The sequence below is a fragment of the Pelomonas sp. SE-A7 genome, assembly GCF_030345705.1.
Classification (GTDB): domain Bacteria; phylum Pseudomonadota; class Gammaproteobacteria; order Burkholderiales; family Burkholderiaceae_C; genus JAUASW01.
In genome coordinates, this window is the sequence record NZ_JAUASW010000001.1 from 1,341,616 (window position 1) to 1,366,978 (window position 25,363).

At 68.2% G+C, this 25,363-nt stretch carries 21 protein-coding genes; 12 read left to right on the forward strand and 9 right to left on the reverse strand.

The features are described 5' to 3' along the window. The first annotated feature begins 10 nt into the window (after positions 1 to 10). The 7 genes from QT382_RS05975 to ileS all read left to right on the forward strand — a co-directional run bounded on the left by QT382_RS05975 (position 11) and on the right by ileS (position 9,363). The gene (locus QT382_RS05975; RefSeq protein ID WP_289253119.1) at positions 11 to 1,120 is read left to right on the forward strand and encodes an acyl-CoA dehydrogenase family protein; all 1,110 of its coding nucleotides are present in this window, start codon (positions 11 to 13) and stop codon (positions 1,118 to 1,120) included. A 48-nt stretch (positions 1,121 to 1,168) separates the two neighbouring features. Beyond that, positions 1,169 to 1,708, forward strand: coding sequence for a DUF3617 domain-containing protein (locus tag QT382_RS05980; protein ID WP_289253120.1), 540 nt, complete (start codon positions 1,169 to 1,171; stop codon positions 1,706 to 1,708). Further along, entirely contained in the window at positions 1,708 to 2,667 is a 960-nt protein-coding gene (locus QT382_RS05985) for a P1 family peptidase (RefSeq protein WP_289253121.1), read from the forward strand. Before QT382_RS05980 ends, QT382_RS05985 begins: the two co-directional genes overlap by 1 nt. A gap of 7 nt (positions 2,668 to 2,674) precedes the next feature. Continuing rightward, positions 2,675 to 3,391, forward strand: coding sequence for a pseudouridine synthase (locus tag QT382_RS05990; RefSeq protein WP_289253122.1), 717 nt, complete (start codon positions 2,675 to 2,677; stop codon positions 3,389 to 3,391). A 157-nt stretch (positions 3,392 to 3,548) separates the two neighbouring features. After that, positions 3,549 to 5,369 (forward strand): ATP-binding protein, encoded by a 1,821-nt coding sequence (locus tag QT382_RS05995; RefSeq protein ID WP_289253123.1) that lies wholly within the window; start codon positions 3,549 to 3,551, stop codon positions 5,367 to 5,369. A gap of 28 nt (positions 5,370 to 5,397) precedes the next feature. Then, a complete protein-coding gene (locus QT382_RS06000; protein ID WP_289253124.1) occupies positions 5,398 to 6,420 on the forward strand; it encodes a bifunctional riboflavin kinase/FAD synthetase in 1,023 nt (340 codons plus the stop codon). Positions 6,421 to 6,516: 96 nt separating this feature from the next. After that, positions 6,517 to 9,363: an isoleucine--tRNA ligase gene (gene ileS / locus QT382_RS06005; RefSeq protein WP_289253125.1), complete on the forward strand. Its 2,847-nt coding sequence runs from the start codon at positions 6,517 to 6,519 to the stop codon at positions 9,361 to 9,363. Positions 9,364 to 9,416: 53 nt separating this feature from the next. Here ileS and QT382_RS06010 read toward each other — a convergent pair whose 3' ends face one another. After that, entirely contained in the window at positions 9,417 to 9,929 is a 513-nt protein-coding gene (locus tag QT382_RS06010; RefSeq protein WP_289253126.1) for a DUF1269 domain-containing protein, read from the reverse strand. A gap of 154 nt (positions 9,930 to 10,083) precedes the next feature. On the opposite strand from QT382_RS06010, the gene lspA reads away from it, so the two are divergent. The 3 genes from lspA (at position 10,084) to QT382_RS06025 (ending at position 13,054) form a co-directional block, all read left to right on the forward strand. Further along, on the forward strand, positions 10,084 to 10,593 hold the full coding sequence (gene lspA, locus QT382_RS06015; RefSeq protein WP_289253127.1) for a signal peptidase II: 510 nt from the start codon (positions 10,084 to 10,086) through the stop codon (positions 10,591 to 10,593). Between the two features lie 67 nt (positions 10,594 to 10,660). After that, entirely contained in the window at positions 10,661 to 11,452 is a 792-nt protein-coding gene (locus QT382_RS06020) for a DUF2189 domain-containing protein (protein WP_289253128.1), read from the forward strand. A gap of 63 nt (positions 11,453 to 11,515) precedes the next feature. Beyond that, positions 11,516 to 13,054, forward strand: coding sequence for an ATP-binding protein (locus tag QT382_RS06025; protein ID WP_289253129.1), 1,539 nt, complete (start codon positions 11,516 to 11,518; stop codon positions 13,052 to 13,054). Here QT382_RS06025 and QT382_RS06030 read toward each other — a convergent pair. After that, a complete protein-coding gene (locus QT382_RS06030) occupies positions 13,034 to 14,023 on the reverse strand; it encodes a quinone oxidoreductase family protein (protein WP_289253130.1) in 990 nt (329 codons plus the stop codon). The two genes, QT382_RS06025 and QT382_RS06030, sit on opposite strands and share 21 nt — an antisense overlap. Before the next feature lie 59 nt (positions 14,024 to 14,082). On the opposite strand from QT382_RS06030, the gene QT382_RS06035 reads away from it, so the two are divergent. Next, positions 14,083 to 15,006, forward strand: a complete 924-nt coding sequence (locus tag QT382_RS06035; protein WP_289253131.1) for a DMT family transporter — start codon at positions 14,083 to 14,085, stop codon at positions 15,004 to 15,006. A 4-nt stretch (positions 15,007 to 15,010) separates the two neighbouring features. Here the strand turns inward: QT382_RS06035 and QT382_RS06040 are convergent, their stop codons facing one another. From QT382_RS06040 to QT382_RS06070, 7 genes are all read right to left on the reverse strand, one after another. Then, entirely contained in the window at positions 15,011 to 15,961 is a 951-nt protein-coding gene (locus tag QT382_RS06040) for a CsgG/HfaB family protein (RefSeq protein WP_289253132.1), read from the reverse strand. Positions 15,962 to 16,046: 85 nt separating this feature from the next. Further along, positions 16,047 to 18,392, reverse strand: coding sequence for a penicillin acylase family protein (locus QT382_RS06045; RefSeq protein ID WP_289253133.1), 2,346 nt, complete (start codon positions 18,390 to 18,392; stop codon positions 16,047 to 16,049). An 88-nt stretch (positions 18,393 to 18,480) separates the two neighbouring features. Further along, positions 18,481 to 19,338: a DMT family transporter gene (locus QT382_RS06050; protein ID WP_289254702.1), complete on the reverse strand. Its 858-nt coding sequence runs from the start codon at positions 19,336 to 19,338 to the stop codon at positions 18,481 to 18,483. Positions 19,339 to 19,408: 70 nt separating this feature from the next. Further along, positions 19,409 to 20,626 (reverse strand): NAD(P)H-dependent flavin oxidoreductase, encoded by a 1,218-nt coding sequence (locus tag QT382_RS06055; protein ID WP_289253134.1) that lies wholly within the window; start codon positions 20,624 to 20,626, stop codon positions 19,409 to 19,411. Between the two features lie 75 nt (positions 20,627 to 20,701). Next, positions 20,702 to 21,811, reverse strand: coding sequence for an ABC transporter substrate-binding protein (locus QT382_RS06060; RefSeq protein ID WP_289253135.1), 1,110 nt, complete (start codon positions 21,809 to 21,811; stop codon positions 20,702 to 20,704). Between the two features lie 193 nt (positions 21,812 to 22,004). After that, the gene (locus QT382_RS06065; RefSeq protein WP_289253136.1) at positions 22,005 to 23,579 is read right to left on the reverse strand and encodes a peptide MFS transporter; all 1,575 of its coding nucleotides are present in this window, start codon (positions 23,577 to 23,579) and stop codon (positions 22,005 to 22,007) included. 154 nt (positions 23,580 to 23,733) lie between these two features. Further along, positions 23,734 to 24,126: a VOC family protein gene (locus QT382_RS06070; RefSeq protein WP_289253137.1), complete on the reverse strand. Its 393-nt coding sequence runs from the start codon at positions 24,124 to 24,126 to the stop codon at positions 23,734 to 23,736. A gap of 199 nt (positions 24,127 to 24,325) precedes the next feature. Between QT382_RS06070 and QT382_RS06075 the strand changes: the two genes are divergently transcribed. Beyond that, positions 24,326 to 25,348 (forward strand): GGDEF domain-containing protein, encoded by a 1,023-nt coding sequence (locus tag QT382_RS06075; protein WP_289253138.1) that lies wholly within the window; start codon positions 24,326 to 24,328, stop codon positions 25,346 to 25,348. The last annotated feature ends 15 nt before the right edge of the window (positions 25,349 to 25,363 follow it).

A 25,363-nucleotide genomic window follows, 5' to 3' on the forward strand; every position in this document is an offset into this window, starting at 1 on the left:
AGACAGGAACATGGATTTCGATTTCACCGAAGACCAGGAATCGCTGCGCGACGCGGTGCGCCGCTGGGTCGACAAGGACTACGGCTTCGAGCACCGCCGCGGCATCGTCAAGGTCGGTGGCTTCTCGCGTGAAGCCTGGGACGGCCTGGTCGGTCTGGGCCTCACGGCCCTGGCCGTGCCCGAGGAGCATGGCGGCATGGGCTTTGGCCCGGTCGACGCCATGGTGGTGATGGAAGAGCTGGGCCGGGGCCTGGTGATGGAGCCCTATGCCCAGGCCTCGCTGATCGCGCCTGCCGTGCTCAGCCATGCCGGTGCCGACATCCGCGCCCAGTGGTTGCCGCGCATTGCGGGTGGCGAGGCCCTGGTCGTGCTGGCCCATCAGGAGCGAGGCAAGCGCTACCGCCTGGACAGTTGCTCAACCCGAGCCGAAGGCGGCGTCCTGAGCGGCAGCAAGAGCCTGGTGCCCTGCGGCGACCAGGCCGATGCCTTCATCGTGCCGGCCGAGACCGGCAAGGGCATCGCGATCTACCTCGTCCAGAAGGGCCAGCCAGGCGTGCTCACCCGCGGCTACAGCCTGCAGGACGGCTCGCGCGCCGCGGAGCTCAGCCTCGACAAGGCGACCGCCGTGGAGCTGGTCGGCCCCGGCCAGGGACTCGCCGTCCTGGAGCAGGCGGCGGACATCGGCATCGCTGCCCTTTGCGCAGAAGGCGTGGGCGCAATGGAGAAGCTGGTGGCCGTGACGGTGGAATACCTGAACACCCGCAAACAGTTCGGCGTGGCCATCGCCAGCTTCCAGGCCCTGCGCCATCGCATCGCCGACGTGAAGATGCAGCTGGAACTGGCCCGGTCCATGAGCTACTTCGCCACGCTCAAGTTGGGCGACGAGCCAGCCGCACGGCGCCGCGCGCTGTCGCAGGCCAAGCTTCAGTTGAGCCAGTCGGCCCGCTATGTCGGCCAGCAATGCGTGCAGCTGCACGGCGGCATTGGCGTGACCGACGAATACCTCGGCAGTCACTACTTCAAGCGACTGACGACCATGGAAATGCAGTTCGGCGACGGCCTGCACCACCTGGCCGAGGTCAGCAGCCGCATGCAGGACCAGGCCGGCGTCTTTGCCTGAGGCCGCGCGCCTCCTACACTCGTCGGGTCCCTTCTCGAGGAGCCAGCGATGGTGTCGAACAAGCAAGCGTTTCTCCTGGTGCTGCTGGGCTGTGCCGCCCTGTCCGTCCAGGCCCAGGGCATGAAGCCCGGCCTGTGGGAAATGAGCCAGAAGCCCCAGCTCGACCCGGCCCAGCAGGCCAAGATGGAACAGGCCCAGAAGGCCATGGCCAATATGCCGGCCGAGCAGCGCCAGATGATGGAAAAGATGATGGGCCAGCGCGGCATGCAGATGGGCATGGCCAATGGCGTCATCAGCATCAAGACCTGCATCAGCAAGGAGCAGGCCGAGAAGCACGAGATGCCGGTGCAGGACCAGGGCCGCTGCAAGCATGAGGTCAAGCGCGACGGCAAGACCGTGCGCACCCATTTCGTCTGCACCGACCCGGCCTCTGAAGGCGACGGTGAATTCACCTTCGACAGCCCCGAGCACTACACCAGCAAGCTGGCCATCAAGCGCGGCGACAAGGCCATGAGCATGAGCGGCGAGGCCCGATGGCTGGGGTCCGACTGCGGCGACATCAAGCCGGCCGCCACCCACAAGCACTGATGCCCGGTCACCTGGGTGACGTGGCCGGCCTGCGCGTCGGCCACTTCAGCGATGCGCGCCGACCCACCGGCTGTACCGTCGTCCTGTGTGAGCAGGGCGCGGTTGCCGGTGTCGATGTGCGCGGCGCCGCTCCCGGCACCCGCGAGACTGATCTGCTGCGCCCGGAGAACACGGTCCAGCAAGTTCATGCCGTGCTGCTGTCGGGCGGCAGCGCCTTCGGCCTGGATGCAGCCGGCGGCGTGATGCGCTGGCTGCGCGAACGCGGCCACGGGCTCAAGGTCGGTGCAGCCTGCGTGCCCATAGTCCCGGCCGCCGTGCTGTTCGACCTGGGACTGGGAGATCCGTCGATCTGCCCCGATGCGGCGGCCGGCTACGCCGCCTGCGAGGCTGCCGGTGCCGATGCCGTCATGGGCTCGGTCGGCGCAGGCAGTGGCGCCACGCTGGGCAAGCTGTTCGGTGCCCAGCATGCGATGAAGGGCGGCATAGGCACGGCCTCGCTGTGCTTGGACGGCATCACCGTTGCAGCGCTGGTGGCCGTCAATGCCCTGGGCGACGTGATCGATCCGTCCACCGGCCAGGTGCTGGCTGGCACGCGCGGCGCGGACGGCCATCCGGTCGGTGCGCTGCAGGACCTGCTGGCCGGCCGCAAACCGGCATCGCTGCTGGCTGCGGCGAATACGACGATTGGCGTTGTCGCCACTGACGCCCAGCTCGACAAGGCCCAGGCCTGCAAGCTGGCCCAGATGTCGCACGACGGCCTGGCCCGCAGCATCAACCCGGTCCACACCCCCAGCGACGGCGACGTGATGTTTGCGCTGGCCACCGGCGGTGCCGGCCGCACTGCCGAGCTCGGTTGGCTCGGCGCGCTGGCCGCCGAGGTCACGGCCCAGGCCGTGCTGCACGCAGTGCGCTGCGCCACCGGCCTGCCCGGCATTCCGGCCCTGTCGGAGCTTCGATAATCGCGCGATGCGTCTATCCCAGATTCTTTTCTCGCAAGGCTTCGGCACCCGCCGGCTCTGCAGCGGCCTGATCCAGCATGGCGAGGTCCAGGTCAACGGCGAGGTCATCGACGACCCGGACGCCGACTACGAGCCCCAGGGCCTGGTCTTCGAAGTCAGCGGCAAGACCTGGCCCTACTACGAGAAGGCCCTGATCCTCTTGAACAAGCCGGCCGGCTACGAGTGCTCGCAAAAGCCCAAGCACCACCCCAGCGTGATGAGCCTGCTGCCGGGGCCGCTGCGCGAGCGCGGCGTGCAGCCGGTCGGGCGTCTGGACGAAGACACAACCGGCCTGCTGCTGCTGACCGACGACGGCAGCCTGATCCACAAGCTGACCAACCCCAAGCACCATGTGCCCAAGGTCTACGTGGCCCGCTGCAAGCATCCGCTGAGCGATGAGCAGGTGAAGCGCCTGCTGCAAGGCGTGGAGCTGCGCGAGCCCGATGCGAAGCCGCATCACAAGCCCGAGCTGGCCCGTGCCGAGGGCGCCGAGAGGCTGGACGAACACCTGCTGCAGCTGACCCTGATCGAGGGCAAGTACCACCAGGTGAAGCGCATGGTAGCGGCCGTCGGCAATCGGGTAGAAACCCTGCACCGCCCCCGCTTCGGCGCCCTGACCATTCCCGACGACCTGCCCCCGGGCGGCTGGTGCTGGATAGCCAGTCCGGCACAAATCCACGCTTGAAGGGCCGTCGTCAGGCTTTCGGGGTTCGTCCTAGGGACGGAGGCCTGGACTCTGTGCCCCAATCCGGCCCCATGCCATTGGGAGCTTGAACGGGAACCACGACCGAGAACCCGCCGCAACAGACGGCGCGCCGGATCGAGGGACGAGAGAGAGATGCATGAAAGCCCCCAACAAGACGGGCCGAGGGACCCCTGACGAGGACAGGCTCGTCATCCGCGCGCAGGTTCGCGCGGAACGCATTGCCACGCTTTATGCGCTGACCGCGCCGCCGTTGGCGCTGGGCCTGCTGTTCAGCCTGGTCGTCACCGGCTTGCTCTGGTCCTACCTTCCGCACACCGTGCTCGGACCCTGGATGATTGCGCGCAGCCTGCTGGTTGCGCTGCGTGCCATGGACGCCTGGCGCTTCCGCCGCGCCGCCCCCGGTCCCGCCGAATCGGCCCGCTGGGAATGCCGCTACCTGACCTTGCTGGGCCTGGATGCGATCAGCTGGGGCGCCATGGGCTGGCTGTTCCACACGCCGAGCCTGCCCGAGCTGGACGGCATCGTGCTGGCCTCGGTGGTTGGCCTGGGCAGCGTGGGCCTGGTCTCGCTGGGCTGCCATTGGCGTGCCAATGTCTTGTTCACCAGCCTGGCCTTTGCGCCGCTGGCCGCCTACCAGCTGATGCAGGGCACGACGCTGGGCGCCTTTATCGCCGCCGGCCTGCTGCTGGTGCTGACCACGCTGGGATTCGAGGCCAGGCGCAGCCATGCCCGGCATTCCGAGTTGCTCCGGCTGCGCTTCGAGAGCGCCCGCACCGCCGAGCAGCGGCAGCAGCAGCTCGAATCGGCCGAACAGTCCAGCACCAGCAAGAGCCGCTTCGTCGCCATGCTGAGCCATGAGATCCGCACGCCCCTGAACGGCATCCTGGGCATGACCCAGCTGCTGTCGCGCGGCGAGCTGCAGCCGCAGCAGCGCGAACAGGTCGAGATCGTGCGGCGCTCCGGCCGCCATCTGCTGGCCCTGGTCAACGACATCCTGGACCTGGCCCGCATCGAGTCCGGCAAGCTGGCCGTCGATGCCGGCCCGGTCGATGTGGCCGAGATCGCCAACGACGTCTGCGCCCTGCTGGGCCACAGCGCCCGCGAGAAGGGACTTCGCTTCGAGTTGCAGATCGCACCGGGGCTGCCGGCCCAGGTGCTGGGCGATGCCTCGCGCATCAAGCAGGTGCTGCACAACCTGATAGGCAATGCGATCAAGTTCACCGAGCGCGGCCATGTCAGCGTACGCCTGAATTCGATGCTGGACATGCGCGCCGGCAACCAGATCCGCTTCGCCGTGCAGGACAGCGGCGAAGGCATCCCGGCCGACCAGATGGAGCGCATCTTCGCGCCCTTCGAACAGGCGGCTGCCGGCCTGCGTCGCCATGAGGGCGCCGGCCTGGGCCTGACCATCTCGCGCGAGCTGGCCCGCGCCATGGGCGGCGACCTCTGCTGCAGCTCGGCGCCGGGTCAGGGCTCGCGGTTCGAGTTCACCCTGCCGCTGCGCAGCGTCGCCAGCGCGGCCGAGGAGGCTGCGAACAGCGATGCCGATGCGGCGCCCCAGCTGCGCGGCCGCGTGCTGGTGGTGGACGACAGCGCCGTCAACCTGCTGGTCGCCTCGGCCATGCTGGAATCCGCCGGCCTGCAGGTCGAGCAGGCCGAGTCGGGACTGCAGGCGCTGAACAAGCTGCAGCACCAGGCCCTGGACCTCGTCTTGATGGACTGCCAGATGCAAGGCCTGGACGGCCTGGAGACCACGCGGCGCTGGCGCCAGCTGGAAGCCGAAATGGGCCGGCCGCGCCTGCCGGTGATCGCGCTGACCGCCAGCGCCGTCAACGGCGACCGCGACCGCTGCCTGGCGGCCGGCATGGACGACTACCTGCTCAAGCCCTTCGAGCAGGAGGCCCTGACCGCCCTGCTGGCGCGCCACCTCCGCGCCACCGAGAAGCTGGCGGCCTGAGCTGCAGGGCGCGGAGATAATCCGCGCCATGCATGTCTTCCGCGGTTTCCACCACCCCGGCATCGCGCCCGAGTGCGCGCTGACCATAGGCAATTTCGACGGGGTGCACCGCGGCCACCAGGCCATGCTGGCCCTGCTCCGCTCCGAGGCCCGCCATCGCGGCCTGCCCTCCTGCGTGCTCAGCTTCGAGCCGCATCCGCGCGACTTCTTCGCCCTGCGCCTGGGCAAGCCCGAGATGGCGCCGGCCCGCATCGCCCTGCTCCGCGACAAGCTGGGCGAGCTGGAACGCTGCGGCATAGACCAGGTCGTGGTGCTGCGCTTCGACGAGCGGCTGTGCAGCCTGAGCGCGCCGGACTTCATCGAGCAGGTGCTGGTGCAGGGCCTGGGCGCCCGCTATGTGCTGGTCGGCGACGACTTCCGCTTCGGCGCCAAGCGCCAGGGCGACTACGCCTCGCTGGATGCTGCCGGCAGGCTCAAGGGCTTCGACGTGGCGCGGATGATGAGCTACGAGGTCCACGGCCTCCGAGTCTCCAGCTCGGCCGTGCGCGAGGCCCTGGGCGCAGGTCGGATGGAAGAGGCGGCAGCCTTGCTCGGCCGGCCCTATTCGATCTCCGGGCACGTGGTCCACGGCGCCAAGCTGGGCCGCAGCCTGGCCGAAAGCCGGCCCGGCGCCGCCGACGGCTTCCGCACGCTGAACCTGCGCTTTGCCCATGACAAGCCGGCCGCCAGCGGCATCTTCGTGGTCCGGGTCCATGGCCTGGGCGCCGAGCCGCTGGAGGGCGTGGCCTCGCTGGGCGTCCGGCCCACGGTGGAAGACGCCGGCCGGGTGCTGCTGGAGGTCCATTGCCTGGACTGGCCGGCCACCCTGGGGGCCGATGGGGGCTACGGTAAACTCGTGCGCGTGGAACTGCTGCACAAACTGCGCGACGAGGCCCGCTTCGATGGCCTGCCGGCCCTGACCGAGGCAATCGCCCGGGATGTGGACCAGGCACGCGCCTACCTCGCCACCCACGCCGCCCTGCGTCGCCAGACCACGCGCGACCGAATTTGAAGCGCTGAGCCACCCCAGCCTCAGCCGGCGGGTCCGCGACCCGCACCCCGTCCTCCCGCGGCCTGCCCCTGCCGGCCGCTCACTGATCGCCCTGCCATGACCGACGCCGCCAAGCCCGACTACCGTTCGACCCTGAACCTGCCCGACACGCCTTTCCCCATGCGCGGCGACCTGCCCAAGCGCGAGCCGGGCTGGGTCAAGCAGTGGGAAGAGCAAGGCACCTACCAGCGCCTGCGCGATGCCCGCGTCGGTCGCCCGAAGTTCGTGCTGCACGATGGCCCGCCGTACGCGAATGGCCAGATCCACATCGGCCATGCCGCCAACAAGATCCTCAAGGACATGATCGTCAAGGCCCGCCAGCTGGAAGGCCTTGATGCGGCCTACATCCCGGGCTGGGACTGCCATGGCCTGCCGATCGAGAACCAGATCGAAAAGACCCACGGCCGCGGCCTGCCGCGCGACGAGGTGCAGGCCAAGAGCCGCGCCTATGCCGGCGAGCAGATCGACGCACAGCGTGAGGACTTCAAGCGCCTCGGGGTGCTGGGCGAATGGGCGAATCCCTATCGCACCATGGACTTCAAGAACGAGGCCGGCGAGATCCGCGTCCTGAAGCGCCTGTTCGAGCGCGGCTTCGTCTACCGCGGCCTGAAGCCGGTCTACTGGTGCTTCGACTGCGGCTCTTCGCTGGCCGAGTTCGAGATCGAGTACGCCGACAAGCAGTCGCCCGCCGTCGACGTGGCCTTCCTGAGCGCCGAGCCCGAGAAACTGGCTGCGGCCTTCGGCTTGAGCTCGCTGTCCAAGGAAGCCTTCACGGTCATCTGGACGACGACGCCCTGGACCATCCCGTCCAACCAGGCGCTGAACCTGAACCCCGAGCTGAGCTACGCGCTGGTGGACACGCCGCGCGGCATCTTCATGGTGGCCGAGGCCCTGGTCGAGAAATGCCTGGCACGCTGGAAGCTGGAGGGCACGGTGCTGGCCACCACCGTCGGCAAGAACCTGGCGATGCTGAAGTTCAAGCATCCGCTGGCCCATGTGGATGCCGGCTTTGACCGCGAAAGCCCGGTCTACCTGGCCGACTACGCCACGGCGGAAGACGGCACCGGCGTGGTCCACTCCGCGCCCGCCTATGGCCTGGACGACTTCCAGAGCTGCGTCTCGCATGGCATGGCCTTCGAGGACATCCTGAACCCGGTGCAGGGCAATGGCGCCTACGAGGCCGAGCTGCCGCTGTTCGGTGGTCAGCACATCTGGAAGGCCAATCCGGTGATCGCCGAGGCCCTGCAGAACGCCAACCGCCTGCTCTCCCACGTCAAGATCACGCACAGCTACCCGCATTGCTGGCGCCACAAGACGCCGGTGATCTACCGCGCCGCCGCGCAGTGGTTCGTCCGCATGGACGAAGGCGATGGCCTGTTCACCCAGGACAAGGCCGAGAAGAGCCTGCGCCAGACCGCGCTGGAAGCCATAGCCGCCACCGGCTTCTATCCCGAGAGCGGCCGAGCTAGGTTGCGCGACATGATCGCCGGCCGGCCCGACTGGTGCATCTCGCGCCAGCGCTCCTGGGGCGTGCCCCTGCCCATCTTCCTGCACAAGGACAGCGGCCTGCCGCATCCGCAGACGCTGGAGTTCATCGAACGCGCCGCGCAGCTGGTGGAAGCCGGCGGCGTGGAAGCCTGGGCCAAGCTGAACCCGGCCGACTGGCTGGGCGCTGAGGCCGAGCAGTACAGCAAGGGCTCGGACATCCTGGACGTGTGGTTCGACTCGGGCTCGACCTTCCAGCATGTGCTGAAGGGCAGCCATGCCGGCGCCGCGCATGCGGAAGGCCCGGAAGCGGATCTGTACCTGGAAGGCCATGACCAGCACCGCGGCTGGTTCCACTCCTCGCTCCTGATCGCCTGCGCCCTCTACGGCCGCGCGCCGTACAAGGGCCTGCTCACGCACGGCTTCGTCGTAGACGGCCAGGGCCGCAAGATGAGCAAGTCGGTCGGCAACGTCGTCGCACCGCAGGCGGTGAGCGACAAGATGGGCGCCGAGATCCTGCGCCTGTGGACCGCGGCGACCGACTACTCGGGCGACCTGGGCATAGACGACAAGATCCTGGCCCGCGTGGTGGACGGCTACCGCCGCATCCGCAACACCTTGCGCTTCCTGCTTGCCAATGTGGCGGACTTCGATGCCAAGCACGACGCCGTGCCGCTGGAGCAGATGCTGGAGGTGGACCGCTACGCCCTGGCCCGCGCCGCCGAGTTCCAGGCCGAGGTGCTCTCGCACTACGAGCGCTACGAGTTCCACCCGGTGGTGGCCAAGCTGCAGGTCTATTGCTCGGAAGACCTGGGTGCCTTCTACCTGGACGTCCTGAAGGACCGCCTCTACACGACGGCCCCCAAGAGCCTGGCTCGCCGCTCGGCCCAGACCGCGCTGTGGCAGATCACGCACGCCATGCTGCGCTGGATGGCGCCCTTCCTCAGCTTCACGGCCGAGGAAGCCTGGCAGGTGTTCGATGGCGACCACGCCGGCAAGAGCATCTTCACGGAGACCTACTGGCAGTTCGGCGGCGCAGCCGATGACACTGCGCAGATCGCCAAGTGGGCGCGCATCCGCGAGATCCGCGAGGCGGTCAACAAGGCCATCGAGGCCGTGCGCACGACAGGCGCCGTCGGCTCATCGCTGCAAGCCGAAGTGGCGCTTGGCCTGAACGCGCAAGACCTGGCCCTCTTGCAGAGCCTGGGCGACGACCTGCGCTTCGTGCTGATCACCTCGGCAGCATCGATTGCCGCAGCCGAGGAGCTGAGCGTGACGGTGACGCCCTCGGCCCAGCCGAAGTGCGAGCGCTGCTGGCACTACCGCGCCGACGTGGGCGCCAATGCCACCCACCCGACCCTCTGCGGCCGTTGCGACAGCAACTTGTACGGTGCCGGCGAAGGCCGCAGCATCGCCTGAGCTCGACCAGGCCAATGACAAGGGGCGCCTCGCGGCGCCCCTTCTTCATGGCCTCACGGGAAGGCCGGTACGTTGGGCTCCAGGCCCTCGAAATGCGCCTCCGGATGGGTGCGCTCCAGCAGCTCCTCGATCTCGGTGACGCGGGTGCGCGGCACGTCGACCATCAGCAGGTACTGGCCGTCGGCAATCGGCTTCTCGAAGCGCTTCAGGCGGCGGCTCGGGGTCGAGCTGCCAATCATGCTGGACGACCAGGTGCCCAGGATGGCGCCGAGGCCGGCCAGGGCGATCACCACGGCCTGCGGCGCAGCGCCGGTGCCGGTCAGCACATAGGCAGCGACCACACCGCCCGCGGCACCGAGGCCGGCGCCGACCAGCAGGCCGGTCTGCGCTGCCTCGACCAGGTCGGAGGTCTGCAGGATGTTGGCGGCATGCAGGCCTTCCATGTCGGCCCCGTCGGTGGCGACGAAGTGAATGTGTCGCTCCGAGATCCGGGCCAGCAGCAGCTCGTTCATCGTCTTGCGAGCTGCGTCCAGATCGGGCAGCAACCAGTAGATGCGTTTGCGCATGTATCGACTCCTCGCCCCGGTGGGTTGGGCAGCGGCGGCGCCGCGCGGCCGGGTGCGATCTTTTTACTCCTCGCCTCCCGGCCCGGCAAGACCGGGGGCGCGGGGGAAAACGCTAAAGTAGCGCCCTCTTTTGCCACTGTCCGACCCCTTGCCCATGGCCGCAAAACCGAGTAATAGCCCCGCCAGCAACTCACAGGCGCGCCTGATCCAGTGGCTGATGATCGCCCTGCTGGTCATCGTCATCGACCAGCTGACCAAGGTCCTGATCGTCTCCAGCTTCCAGTACGGCGACAGCCGTTTCGTCACCAGCTTCTTCAACCTGGTCCGCGCCCACAACACCGGCGCCGCCTTCAGCTTCCTGGCCCATGCGGCCGGCTGGCAGCGCTGGTTCTTCGTCGGCCTGGGCCTCGCCGCCACGGTCTTCATCGTCTGGCTGCTGCGCCGCCATGGCCACCAGACCCTGTTCGCCTGGGCGCTCTCGCTGATATTGGGCGGCGCCCTCGGCAATGTGATCGACCGGCTCTGGCACGGCTATGTGGTGGACTTCCTCCAGGTCCACGCCGGCGGCTGGTTCTTCCCCGCCTTCAACGCCGCCGACAGCGCGATCACGCTGGGCGCCATGCTGCTGATCCTGGACGAACTGCGCCGCGTCCGCCGCGGCTGAGACAAGGGTCAAGCCGCTGCTGGTTACTACGCTGGTGGTCACGATCGCCGGGACCTAGGCTGCCCTGATGGCGGACACAGGTGGACCCGATGACCGACGCAGCAGCGAGACCCCCTCGGTCTTCGACCTGCCACTCAGCCGGCTGAGCCTTGGCCAGCCCCTGCACTGGCTGGCGCTCGGCTGGCGGGACTTCCGGCGCGCGCCTTCCATTGGCTTGTTCTACGGCTTCTGCTTCATGGCCATGGGCTGGGCCCTGCTGGAAACCTACCAGCGCTCGCCGGCCTGGATCCTGTGGCTGTCGGCCGGCTTTCTGCTGCTCGGTCCCTTGCTGTGCATGGGCCTGTACCAGGTCAGCTTGCGCCTGGAGCGCGGCCAGCCCATCGACCTGGCCGACTCGCTGACCGCCTGGCGCACCCGCACCGGCCAGTTGGCCATCTTCGGCTTCGCCCTGCTGATCCTGGAGATGCTGTGGGGTCGCGCGGCCCTGGTGGTGTTCGCGGTCAGCTTCGACGGCATGCCCGACATCGGCGGCTCCCTGCTCAAGCTGCTGGACCCGGAGAACCTGGGCTTCATCCTCACCTACCTCAGCGTCGGCGCCGTGTTCGCCGGCCTCATCTTCTCGATCAGCGTGATCTCGATCCCGATGATCCTGGACGAGCAGGTCGATGCGATCACCGCCGCCCTGACCAGCCTGCGCCTGTGCCTCAGCCAGCCGGGCGTGATGCTGCTGTGGGGCGCCCTGATCAGCATCCTGATCCTGCTGGCCATGCTGCCGGGATTCGCCGGCCTGCTGGTGGTCGGGCCGGTGCTGGGTCATGCCAGCTGGCATGCCTACCGCGCCGCCCTGGCAAGAGATTGAGCGCCCTTTGAACTTGGAGGCCATAAATACGCGCCACAATGCGCGCTGCCGCCCCGACCACCCATGCTTGATTTCTCCAGCCTGACGCACTACGACTGGCTCGACACCCCGATGTGGGTGTTCGACCCCAAGGCCGAGCGCAATCTCTGGGCCAATGCGGCGGCGCTGAGCTTCTGGCAGCTGGAAAGCGCCGAGATGTTCCTCTCGCGCAGCTTCCAGGCGATCACCGAGCAGGTGCGCGAACGGCTGGCCGTGACGGCCGCCGACCATGCCCAGGGCAAGATCGTGCGCGAGCAGTGGACGCTCTATCCCAAGGGCCAGGCCATGACGGTGATGCTGGCCTCGCGCGGCATCCTCACGCCGGACCGCCGCCAGGTCATGCTGCTGGCCGCGCAAAGCCTGCCGCACGGCACGGACAAGAGCATGCTGCGCGGCGTCGAAGCCCTGCAGTACACGACAGCCCGCATCGCCATGTTCAGCCTGCGCGACGGCCAGGCCCTGTTCCTCAACCCGGCGGCGGCCCTGGCCTTCGGCGTGCAGGCCGAGCCCGGTGCGCTCGGCTTTGCCGATGTGTTCGCCAGCCCCGACCTGGCCTCGCTGGTGCGCCGCCATGTGCAGTCCGGACAGAGCTTCCAGGCCGAGCTGGAGCTGAACACCGTCGAGGGCATACGTTGGCACAGCATCGATGCGCGGCCCATGCGCGACCCGGTCAGCGGCGACCCGGTGCTGCAGTTCAACGCCCGCGACATCAACGACTTCCGCCTCGCCCAGCAGGCGCTGACCGTGGCGCGCGAGACCGCCGTGGCGGCGAGCCAGGCCAAGAGCAGCTTCCTGGCCAATATGAGCCACGAGATCCGCACGCCCATGAACGGTGTGCTGGGCCTGACCGAGCTGGTACTGCAGGGCGAGCTGGACGAGCGCCAGCGCAAGTTCGTGCAGATGGCCCACGACTCGGCCAAGTCGCTGATGGGCCTGATCAACGACCTGCTGGACGTGGCCAAGATCGAGGCCGGCAAGGTCGCCATCGAGCAGCAGCCCTTTGCTCTGCACGACTGCCTGAGAGACACCACCCAGCCCTTGCAATTGCAGGCCCATGAGAAGGGCCTGCGGCTCGCCGCGCGCATACAGCCCGGTGTGCCGCCCTACCTGATAGGCGACTCGCTGCGCCTGCGTCAGGTGCTGATGAACCTGGTGGGCAACGCGGTCAAGTTCACCGAGCGCGGCGAGGTGCGGATCGAGGTCAGCCGACTGGACGACGACAGGCCGGCGACCGGCAACGAGCCGGTGCACCTGAGCTTCTCGGTGACCGATACCGGCCTGGGCATGTCGCGCGAGCAGATAGGCCGCATCTTCGACCCGTTCAGCCAGGGCGACACCAGCATCGCCCGCCGCTTCGGCGGTACCGGCCTCGGCCTCACCATCGTGCAGCGACTGGTCGGCCTGATGGGCGGCCGGGTCCATGTGGAGAGTCAGCCCGGCACCGGCAGCTGCTTCAGCTTCGAGATCACGGTGTTGCGTGACGCCGGCCCGGCGCCGGCGCTGCCGGTCCAGGCCGCTGCGTCGGCCGCGGCCGATCCGTCGTCAGACCAGCAGGACGCCTGAGCCGGTCGTCGTCCGCGCTTCCAGCTCGCGGTGCGCCTGGGCCACCTCGGCCAGCCGATATCGCTGCGAGACGTGGATCTTGACCGCGCCGCTCTGCACCACCGAAAACAGGTCGTCGGCCATGGCCTGGCTGCTCTCGCGCGTCGCCAGGTGGGTGAACAGCGTGGGCCGGGTCAGGTAGAGCGAGCCCTTGGCCGCCAGCATGCCGGTGTTGAGCGGCGGCACCGGGCCCGAGGCATTGCCGAAGCAGACCATCAGGCCGAAGGGGCTGAGGCAATCGATGGAACCCTCAAAGGTGTCGGCGCCGACCGAGTCGTAGACCACCTTCACGCCGCGGCCGCTGGTGATCTCGCGCACCCGCTCGGAGAATTTTTCCTTGCGATAATTGATCGCATGGGCCGCTCCATTGGCCAGGGCCAGCGCGCATTTCTCATCCGAGCCCGCCGTGGCGATCAGCTGCAGGCCCAGGGCCTTGGCCCATTGGCAGGCGATCAGGCCCACGCCACCGGCCGCCGCATGGAACAGGATGGTGTCGCCCGCCTGCAAGCCGCCTTGCGGCAAGGTGCGGCGCAGCAGGTACTGAGCCGTCAGGCCCTTGAGCATCATGGCCGCGCCGGTCTCGAAGGAGATGGCCTCCGGCAACCGCACCACCGAACGCGCCGGCATCACGCGGGCCGTGCAGTAGGCGCCTATCGGCTGGCTCGCATAGGCGGCCCGGTCGCCGACGGCCAGGTGCGTGACACCCTCGCCCACCGCCTCGATCACACCGGCACCTTCCATGCCCAGGGTCTGCGGCAGCTGCAGCGGATAAGCGCCGCTGCGGTGGTAGATGTCGATGTAGTTGAGGCCGCAGGCCACATGGCGGATTCGCACCTCGCCCGGCCCCGGATCGCCCACCTCGACCTGCTCCAGCCTCAGTTGTTCAGGGCCACCCGCCTGGTGGATGCGCACCACGGTCTCTGTCGTCATCGCGTCACTCCGGTTTTGGATTTCCGCTATCGTGCCAGCCTTTCGCCAACGCTGCCGGCATGAAGCTGACTCCCCGACTGGCCCTGCTGCTGACCCTGCCGCCGCTGCTGTGGGCCGGCAATGCCGTGGTCGGCCGCCACATGGCCAGCCAGATTCCGCCGCTGCTGCTCAACGGCCTGCGCTGGGCGCTCGCGGCCCTGCTGCTGCTGCTGGTCTCGGCGAGTGCCCGATCCGTGATGAGCAAACCGGCGCCGCTGTGGCAGCGCTGGCGCCACCTGGCCTTGCTCGGCTTTCTCGGCATGGGTTGCTACAACGCCCTGCAGTACCAGGCACTGCGCAGCTCGACGGCGCTGAACGTCACCCTGATCGCGGCCAGCATGCCGCTGTGGATGCTCTCGGTCGGCGCCCTGTTCTACCGGGTGATGCCTACGCGCCGCCAGCTGGCGGGAGCCCTGCTCTCGCTGGTCGGCGTGGCCCTGGTGCTGGCGCGCGGCTCCTGGGCCGCGCTGCTGCAGGTGCACTTCGTGGCCGGCGACCTCTTGATGCTGCTGGCCGTGTTCAGCTGGTCGGTCTACAGCTGGCTGCTGGCCCGACCTCCCGAAAGCATGCGGGACGAGACCACCGGCCGCTGGGACTGGGCCGCCCTGTTGATGGCCCAGATGGCCTTCGGTGCGCCCATCGCCCTGGCCATGGCTGGCCTGGAACAAAGCTACAGCGAACAGGCCACCCACTTAGGGCCAGGTCTTGCCTGGGTGCTGCTCTACGTGGCAATAGGCCCTTCGCTGATCGCCTACCGCTGCTGGGGCCTGGGCGTGTCGCTGGCCGGTCCGGCCCTGGCGGCCTTCTTCGTCAACCTGACGCCCCTGTTCGCGGCCCTGATGTCGGCCACGCTGCTGGGCGAAGGGCCGGCCTGGTACCACGGCGCGGCCTTTGCGCTGATTGCCGGCGGGATTCTGGTCTCCGCCGGGCGCCGTCAGGCCTGAGCAATCAGGGTCCGACCAGGGTGCGCTGCACCCAGCCGCTGAAGTTGGATGCATCCACGCGGATAAAGCCGTTCTTGACCTCGCCTGTGGCCACCAGGTCGTCGTTCTTGCTCAGCGTGGCCACGACCTTGGAGTCGCGCGAAGGCTCGGCATAGGCCTTCACATTGGCGATCTTGGCGTGCACGACCTGGCCTGCCGGCTGCGGCGCCTCGGCCTTGGTGGAGCCGGCGGCATTGATGTCGCTGGAGGCGCTGCTGGCCTTGATCAGGCTGTCCTTGTCGCGGATCTCGACCACGATCTTGTTGTAGTTGTCCAGGAAGCTGGCCGCCACGACCTTGCCCTCGGGCGTGCTGGTGTAGCCGCCCATGCCGCCAACCACGCCGCCGCCATAGCCCCAGCTGCCGACCGAGAAATCGGTCTTGCTGGCCTTGCCCTCGGCCGCCGCCACCTGGATGCTGGAGCGCACGTCGGCAATCATCAGGCTCGTGGAGGCTTCCTTGAACTTGAGGCCGCCGGCGATGGCGCCCAGCACGCCCAGCTTGCCGCCGAGGAAGCCGCCTATGCCGCCGGTGGTCTTGGCGCCAACCTGCACATTGGGCGTCATCACGAAGTCGGCCGTCTGCATCTGGCCCTTGCCCACGTTGGATTCCTGGCGCAGCTCGCCGCCCGCCGCCAGGGCGCGCTCCTGCTGGATGTTGGCCATGGCCTGGCCGCGCTCGACCACGTCGAAGCAGCCCGACTTCTGGATCATCAGCCGCAACAGCGCCGAGGGCGAACCCAGGCCGTAGGAAGAGATGTGGTGCCAGCCCTGCTGCGGCTCGACCACGGCGATCGTGCCCAGCTTCTTGGGGCAGGTCTCGACCTTGGAATCCTCTTCGGCCCAGGCCGTTGCCACCAGGGCCTGGCTCAGCAGGCCGGCGATCAGGAGGGTGTTCTTGCTTGTAAGGCGGCTCATCATGAAGCTCCGTGGACGCCGGACAGTCGGCGAGGGCTTGATTCTTGCGCCGCTCCGGCCGCGGCGCCAATCCCCTCAAGAGGTCTCAGCCGCGGGGCTTGAGCAACAGGCGATGGCGGGTCTCGCCCGGCAGGAAGGACAGCGGCTGGCCCTGCAGCCAGGCCTCGTGGTCGGCCCGGTAGAAAGGCGACAACGGATGGCCCGACTGGCCGCCCGGCACCACCAGGATGCCGCTGGCCTCGCGGCCCGGCGACACCACCAGGCGCTCCGACTGGCCATGGTTGCCTATCTGGACCCGCGGCATGTGGCGGTCGCCCGCCATCGGCGTGGCCGGCATGTCCAGCCAGGAGGCCAGGAAGGGCAAGGCGCTGCTGAGCGGATGCTGGATCTGGGCCTTGTTGTGCTGGCCCCAGCCGGCCTGGTCCAGGCTGGGCGTCTTCTCCTGGACCTTGCCGCGGCTGGCCAGCACGGCCTGCTGCAGCAGCTGTTCCCAGCTATTGACGCCGGCCGGCAGCACGTCCTCGCGGCCGGCCTGAAGCAGGGCCCAGCCGGGGTTTTCGGGCACCCACTTGAGCTCGCGCATCCTCAGCTGCTTGGCTTCCAGCTGGGTGGCCAGCGGCGCGAACAGCCGCTCCAGCACCTGGTCGCGGAAGGCGCGCACCAGGGTGTAGCCCACCGCGCCCGGGGCGGCCTCGGCCGTTTGGGTCTCGACGAAGCGACGGTAGTCGGCCAGGCCTTCGCGGCTGACGAATTCGGGCGTCAGCACCTTGTCCAGCAGCAGGCCGCGCCAGCGCTGCAGGAACACGGCGCGGTGGTCCAGCTGGACGGCATACAGCGAAGCCTCGTCATGCTTGGGCTTGGCGCGCAGGTCGTCGCGGATCTGCTGGCCGCGGGCCCCGAGGTCGTAGCCTCCATTGCCCAGCAGGGCGAGCATCGAGCCGCCGACCACGCGGGCATTGGCGGTCCACAACAGGCCATCGGCCGGATCCAGCAGGCGCGGGTGCTGGTCGAAGGCGGCATAACCGGTCCAGCCGGTGCCGGCGGCGCTCCAGTCCTGCGGCTGGTCGAAGTCCTGCAGCTGGCGCAGCGGCACCGGGCCGGCAATGGTCCAGCCCACGCGGCCGGCGGCATCGGCCACCAGCATGTTCTGCGCCGGCAGCCCGGCGCCGACGGCGATCTGCATGGCCTCGTCCAGCGAGGCGGCACGGGCCATGTCGAGCAGGCGGAAGTTCAGCGCCTGCGGGTCATGGGCCACCCAGTGAAGCGCGTATTGCTGATGCGGCGCCGGCAGCAGCGGGCCCCATTCGCTGTCCTGGAACGCCACCTCGACCGCCGGGCCGCCAGCGACCTCGATGCGCTCCATGCGCTTGACCAGCGGCTTCTCGCCCTGCGGGCTCTGGTAATGCGTGCCGGCCGCGTTGAGCTTGACGGCCACCAGGTCGGCCCAGTCGGCCGTGGCATTGGTGAAGCCCCAGGCGACGCGGCCATTGCTGCCGGCCACGATGGCCGGCGTGCCGGGTAGGCTGACGCCGCTGACCTTGATGTTGCGGCCGTCCTGGAGCCATTCCAGGCTGGCCTTGAACCAGGTACCGGGCACGCGCAGGCCCAGGTGCATGTCGTCGGCCAGGATGGCGCCGCCATGGCTGCTGCGTGAACCGGCCACGGCGAAGTTGTTGCTGCCCAGGTCGCGGCTGTCGCGCAGGCCGCAGTCGCCGCAGGCGCTCTTGACGCCCTGCCAGGGCCAGGCGCTGGCTGGCACCGCCACGGGCTTCACATCGCTGCCGTCCAGCGGCGCCTGCCAGTCGGCGCTGTGCTGGGTCAGGAAGGCGTACCAGTCGGCCGGTACCGCGTTCTTGAGCCAGGAAGTCGCCAGCTCGTCACGGCCCTGCGAGCCCTGCAGGTCCAGGTACATGCCATAGACGACCAGCATGGAATCGGCCGGCACCCAGGGCTGGGGCGACTGGCGCAGCAGGCCGTATTCGAACGGCCTCGCGCCCAGCGCCTGCAGGCCTTCGTTGACGCCTTGCGCATAGGCCTCGAGCAGGCGGCGCTGCTCGGCCGGCAGCCCAGCCAGCACGCGCTCGGCGCGCTGGCGGAAGGCATGCAGCCGGCGCGACTGGTCGAGCGGCACGGCCTTGGCGCCGACCAGGGCCGACAGTTCGCCGGCCGCATTGCGGCGCATCAGGTCCATCTGGAAGAAGCGCTCCTGGCCATGGGCATAGCCCAGGCCGCGGGCCACGTCGGCCTCGTTCTGCGCCTTGACCGTCAGGTAGCCGCGTTCGTCTCTCAGCAACTCCACGGCGGCCGACACCGGCGCGGCGGTTTCGCCATCCAACCGGGCCAGGCTGGATTTAAGGAACAGGTAGAGAGCGACAGCCAACAGGACCAGCAGCAGGACCAGGCTCAGCAGAATTCGGCGAAACCAGCGCATCGGCAGCATCCAGCGATGAGTAAGGAAGAGCGGCGATTGTCAGCGTGCCGCCGGGCTTTCAGGCCCGGCGCTTCCCCAGCTTGTTGGATCAGCGCCAACGGGTCAGCAGCCAGACGCCGGCCATCACCAGCACGGTGCCGGCCGCCACCCAGGGGGTGAAGGGCTCGCCCAGGATCAGCACGCCCATCAGGATGGTGGACATGGGGCCGATCATGCCGGTCTGGGCCGCCAGCGGCGCGCCAATGCGTTCGATGGCCAGCATCACCATCAGCACCGGCGCGAAGGTGCAGGCTGTCGCATTGAGCAGGGACAGCCACAGCACCGGGGTGGCCACCTCGGCCAAGCCGGACAGCGGCCGCAGCAGCAGGTATTGCGCAATGCACAGCAGGCAGGCTATGGAAGTGGCCAGACCAGTCAGGCGCAAAGCGCCCAGCCGCCTCACCTCCTCGCCGCTGTACATCAGGTACAGCGCATAGCTCAGCGCACTGCCGAACACCAGGGCCGCGCCGAGCATCACATGGCTGCCCTGCAAGTGCAGCTCCTGGCCGAACACCAGCAGCACGCCGGCATAGCTGATCGCCAGCGCCGCCAGTTGCCGCGCGCCGACCTTCTTGCCCAGCAGGGCCCAGCTGAGGAACAGCACCAGGGTGGGGTTCAGGTAGAGGATCAGGCGTTCGAAGCTGGCACTGATGTAGGCCAGGCCGGCGAAGTCCAGGAAGCTGGCCAGGTAGTAGCCCGAGAAACCCAGGCCCAGCAAGGCGATCCAGTCGCGGCGGGTCAGCGGCGGCTTCCCTCGGCCAGCCCACCAGGCCAGCGCGAGAAACAACGGCAGCGCGAACAGCATGCGCAGCATGATCAGGGTCACGGCATCGACACCATGCCGATAGGCCAGCTTGACGATGATGGCCTTGCCCGAGAACGCGATCGAGCCCGCGCCGGCCAGCATCAGGCCGGGGGCCAGCGAAGCAGCGGGGTGGGCAGGTTGAGACGAGGCGCCGGACACCCGGCCGATTCTGTCAGAGGGCCTGGGCCACCTGTGCCGGGGTCAGCAGTCGCTCCATCAATTCGCGAACGCTGCGGATCTGCTTGCCGAAGGGCAGGCTGCCGGCACCGCGGAAGAACAAGCCCTTCCTGACGTCGCCGCGCAGCGCCGCCGCCAGCTGGTTGTCGATGCAGAACTGGCCCCAGTCCTTGAGGCCGTCACGCAGGCCGCATTGGGCGAGGCAGTCAAAGGCCTTGGTACAGCGGCTCTTGACCTGGGCCACGGCCTGCAGCTTGTGCTCGATTTTCAGGTAGGAGCGCAACCAGGGCGTGCCCACGGCCCGCGCCGGCAAGCCCGCCACGCTGGTGAACTCGACCAGGTCCTCGTCGCGCGCCTCGGCCAGCACGCGCTTGAACTCGGGGTGGGCATCGCCCTCCTCGGTGACGGCGAACGGCGTGCCCAGCTGCACGCCGGCCGCACCCAGGGCCTGCAGGCGCAGGATGTCCTCGAACGTGCGGATGCCGCCGGCGGCGATCAACGGAATGTCCAGGCCCTGCCTGGCGAAATGCTCGCGGCATTCGGGGATCACGCGCTCGAAGTCGAAGCGCTCGTCGTTCAGGTCGGCAATCCGCGCCGCGCCCAGGTGACCGCCGGCCAGGCGCGGATGCTCGATCACGATGGCATCGGGCAGGCGCTTCTTGCGCTCCCATTTGCGCAGGATCAGCTGCACGCCGCGGGCATCGCTGAGGATGGGGATCAGGGCCGTGTGCGGATGCTCCTGGGCCAGGTCGGGCAGGTCCAGCGGCAGGCCGGCACCGACCACCAGGGCATCAATGCCGCCCTCCAGCGCCTTCCTGGCCGAGGCCGCGTACTCGCTGACCGCGCGCATGATGTTCAGCGCCACCAGGCCGCGGCCCTGGCTGCGCTCGCGGGCGCCGGCGATCTCGCGGCCCAGCGCTTCCAGGTTGGCCTCGTTGATCACCCGCTTGGCCTCTTCGCCGTGGCAATGGCCTTCGGTGCGCTGCATCAGGTCCGGATGGTGGCGGCGCAGGTCCACCGAGCTCAGCGTGCCCATGCCGCCGGCCGCGGCCACCGCGCCCGCCAGCTTCTGCGCGCTGATGCCCACCCCCATCCCGCCCTGCACGATGGGCAGCAGGCGCCGGCCCTTGAGCGTCAAGGCCTTCAGGCCACTGCGCCGCAGCAGCGCATCGAAGTCGTCGGGAACGGTATTGAGGGCAGCAGCAGCGTGCATGGCGAGGCGCTTGATCAAAAGCCGCCATGCTGCAGGCGCGGTTGCCGACGCGCCTTGACTTGGGTCAGCAGTTGCTCAACGCCAAAATTTTCCGTCGGGGCCGATGATGGCGATGTCGGCAAAGTCCAGGCCGCTGTGCTTCTTGGCATTGAAGCTCAGCTCCAGGCCGCCGAGGTCGAAGCGCTGCATGCTCTCCAGCGACTTGACCAGGTTGGCCCGGCTCTGGTCCTTGCCGGAGCGGCGCAGGCCCTCGACCAGCACCTTGGCGGCGGCAAATCCCTCCAGATGGGCAGGGCTGAGCTCGCCGGTGCCGCGCGACTTGGCCAGGTCCTGGGCCTGGCGCACCAGCTCGGTCGAGGCCGAGCGCTCGTTGGGGAACAGCTGGGTCACGATGACACCGCGGCCCTGCTCCTTGAGCTTGCCGACGAAGGCCGGGCTGGCATTGTTGGACAGGGTCACGACCTGGGCCATGGAGCCGGCGCTGCGCAGCGCCGCGATGAAGCCGGCCGCGGCATCGGCCTCGCAGATCAGCAGCACGGCCTGCATGTCGGCCTTGGCCAGTTGCTGGGCCAGACCCTGGTAGGCCGCGGCTTGCGGAGCGAATTTCAGATGGGCACGCGGCCGCACGCCGGCGGTGCTCAGGCCGCGCAGGGCCGCCTGGGCGGCGTCGTTGCCGAACTTGTCCTCCGACTGCAGCACCGTCAGGCTCTGCACGCCCATGTTGCGCAGATGGGCCACGGCCCGCTCGGCCTCGCGGTGATAGCCGGCGCGAACATTGAACACGTAGGGGTTGACCGGATCGTGCAGCAGCAGTGCGCCGCTGACCGGTGCCACAAGGGCCAGCTTGTGCTGGGCCAGCAGCGGCAGGATGGCTTCGTTCTGGGCCGTGCCGCCGGTCATGAACAGGGCCAGCACGCCCTGGTCGATCAGGGTCTTGGCATTGGCGGCGCTGGCCTTGGGATCGAACTTGTCGTCCAGCGTCACCAACTCGATCTTCTGACCCGAGATGCCGCCCTGCGAATTGATCTGGTCGAAATAGAGCTTGGCGCCGTCGCGGTTCTGCTGGGCGATGACGCCGGCCGGGCCGCTGAAATCGGCGGTCTGGCCGATCTTGATCTGAGCCTGCGCGACCGAGCCGGTCAGCAAGGCGAGCCCCAGGACAGAAACCAGCGAACCCATCCTCATCATTCAGCCCCAACGCGTTGCCAGAAATGCGCGGATTTTGGGGGGCGCGATTCGCACGCCGATCCGGGGATTCCCGGGGCGGTGGCCACGATTCGTGAACTATTTGCCGTGCCAAAAGAAAGACCGCCGGCGGCGGGAGCTCCCGCGGCCGGCGGCATGCAGCGCCGGGGCCCGGGGCCCCGTCAGCTCATCCTCAGTGAATGCCGTGCATGTTGCGATGCATCCACTTGTTCAGCGCCATCATGACCAGGCCGGCGGCGATGGGAATGATGGTGAAGATCAGGAAGAAGGTGGACATCGAGTAGGCATGGGCGATGTGCTCGATGTAGGCGCCCGTCATGCCGGCCAGGAAATTGCCGATGAAGGTGTTCAGGAACCAGAAGCCGAACATCAGGCCCAGCAGGCGCGGCGGCGCCAGCTTGGAGATGTAGGACAGACCCACCGGCGACAGGCACAGCTCGCCCATGGTGTGCAGCAGGTAGGCCAGGGTCAGCCAGATCATGCTGACCTGGGCCGTCTTGGCACCATTGGGAATGCCGGCGGCGCCATAGGACAGGCACGCAAAGCCCAGGCCCAGCATCACCAGGCCGAGGCCGAACTTGACCGGGCCGCTCGGGTTCCAGTACTTGCCCCACAGGCGCGAGAACATCGGCGCCAGCACCACGAGGAACAGGCTGTTCAGGATGCCGAACCAGCTGGCCGGCACGCTGGAATCCTGGTTGACGAATTCGCGGTTCAGCATCCAGAGCGTCAGCACCCAGATGCCGCCAATGCAGCTGACCAGCAGCAGGTTGGACAGCAGATAGCGCTTGGCCGTGCCGAAGAACAGCTTGATCAGCAACCAGGTCAGGATCAGCAGCGGAATGACCGTGATCAGGCTGTTGACGATCTTGAAGGTCGTGCCCGAGGTGCCGGTCAGGCTGCGGTCGGTGAAGTCGCGGGCGAAGATGGTCATCGAACCACCGGCCTGCTCGAAGGCGAACCAGAAGAAGATGGTGAAGAACGAGAAGGTGAAGATGGCCTTCAGGCGATCACGGATGACATGCGGCTCGGCTTCCTCGACCACCGGAGCCTGCTCGACCTTGGATTGCGACAGGCTGAGGCCGATCTTGCCGAAGATGCCCTGGCCGAAATAGAACTGCAGCGCGCCCAGGATCATGAAGACCGCCGCCAGACCGAAGCCATAGGACCAGGAGATCTTCTCGCCGATGTAGCCGCACAGCAGGATGCCGAAGAAGGCGCCCGAGTTCACGCCCATGTAGAACAGCGTGTAGCCGCTGTCACGGCCGCCTTCGTTGTCCTTGCCGTAGAGCTGGCCGACGATGGCCGAGATGTTCGGCTTGAACAGGCCGGTGCCCAGCACGACCAGGGAGAGGCCCAGGTAGAAGCTGGGCTTGGTCTCCATGAACAGCGAGATGTGGCCGGCGGCGATCATCAGGCCACCGATCACGATGGCCTTGCGCAGGCCCAGCACCTTGTCGGCCAGGTAGCCGCCGAAGATCGGGGTCAGATAGACCAGGCCCGTATACCAGGCATAGAGCTTGCCGGCTTCCTTGACGTCCCAGCCCCAGCCGCCGTTCAGTGTGGTGGCCGTCAGGAACAGCACCAGCAGCGCGCGCATGCCGTAGTAGGAGAAGCGCTCCCACATCTCGGTGAAGAACAGGACGAACAGCGCGTCGGGATGGCCCAGGATGGTGTGCGGGGCGGCCGCGGCGCTGATCCCTGGCGCGCTGGCGCCCGGTTGCAGGGTGGTGGTGTTGGAACTCAAGGTCGACCTCGGGAATGGAGGGAGGTGAGAGCCAGGCCCTCCAGTGCGGGTGGCACCGGGTCCCGGCAGCGGGAAAAGGCGGCATTTTGCCTGCTGGGCGCCCCCCTTCCGCTCGGGGCATTCCCGGCACCCCCGCGGCCCCGGGGGCCGGGGTTCAGGCAGCCGCGGGCGGCTGCCAGAGCTCGATACGGTTGCCTTCCGGGTCCATCACCCAGCCAAACTTGCCATATTCGCTGTAATCCATCTTGTCGTCCACCTGGCAGCCCTCGGCCCGCAGCTGCTCCAGCAGCCGCGGCAGGTCGGCGACCCGCAGATTGATCATGAAGGGCGACTTGCTGGGCTCGAAATAGCTGCTGCTGCCCTCGAAGATGGTGAACAGCGTCATGCCTCCGTCGGGTTCGCTGCGGCCCTCCTGCTGCCACATGAAGCAGGCGCCACCCCAGGACTGGATGTCCATCCCCAGGTGGGTGCGGTACCAGGCGCGCAGCGCCTCGGCATCGCGGGCCTTGATGAAGATGCCGCCAATGCCGGTGACTCGTTCGTCCATGACTGTCTCCTGTTTGAGACTGTCATTGTGCGGCGCAGCGCACCAGCCGTGAACCACAGCACGGGTCGGGCCGGGACGTGCGCCAAACGCCCCACCTCGGCTTTTGTTTGCGAGATGCTGCGCCCCTGGAACGACAGACCTGGACCGCCAATGAGTCCGGGCAGGTCGTTGGGAGCGTGTTGTATGGAGAGAGAAAGCAATGAGGTACACCGATAGCATGGAGCGCAGTGCCGAGCATCTGCGCGCCGCCCTGGCCCAGATGACCCGCCAGCGGGCCGCCCTGCACCCGACCAGCTATGCGGTCTGGTACGAATACGTGAGTGGCCGCAACCCCGATCTGCGCCATGCGATGAACACGCTGCTGGCCGACGGCGGCACGCTGGATGAAAGCCAGACCTGGGAGCTCTACAGCCGCCACCTGGGCGAATGGGATTCGACCAGCGCCCGGCGCATCAGCGACGGCTTCCAGCGCGTGCTCAACGGCATCTCGGCGTCGGCCGCCCATGCGGGCGACCACACGGCCCGCTTCGGCGTGGAACTCAGCGAGCTGTCCCAGAAGCTCGAGGGCGACACGGCCCCGGCCGAGACCGTCCGCGAGATTCTCAGCGGCGTGCGCGAACTCAGCGGCGTGATGAACTCGCTGCAACAACGCCTCGATGCCAGCCGCAACGAGATTGCCGAGCTGCGCCGCGAGGTCGAACTGGCACGCAACGAAGCCCTGGTCGACGCCCTCACCGGCCTGGCCAACCGCCGTGCCTTCGACCAGGAGCTCGCCCAGGCGATCCGCAGCGGCGACCAGCTGCAGCCGCCCTGCCTGATGCTGGGCGACATCGACTTCTTCAAGCGCCTCAACGACACCTATGGCCATGCCTTCGGCGACCAGGTGCTTCGCGGTGTGGCCCAGACGCTCAAGGGCATGACCGCGGCACCGGCGCTGGCAGCTCGGGTGGGCGGCGAGGAATTCGCCGTGCTGATGCCCAGCTGCAGCCTCAACCAGGCCCACACGCTGGCCGAGCAGCTGCGCCACAACATCGCTGCCGGTCGCATCCGCCGTGGCGCCGCCACCCAGGACGACGAGCGTGTCACCTTGTCCTTCGGCGTCACCCAGCTGGCCGTCGGCGAAAGCGCCAACGACTTCTTCGACCGCGCGGACCGTGCCCTGTACGCCTCCAAGCGCAGCGGTCGCAATTGCGTCACGGTCCTGGCAGCCCGTGCTGCCTGAGGTGCGTTCGTACAA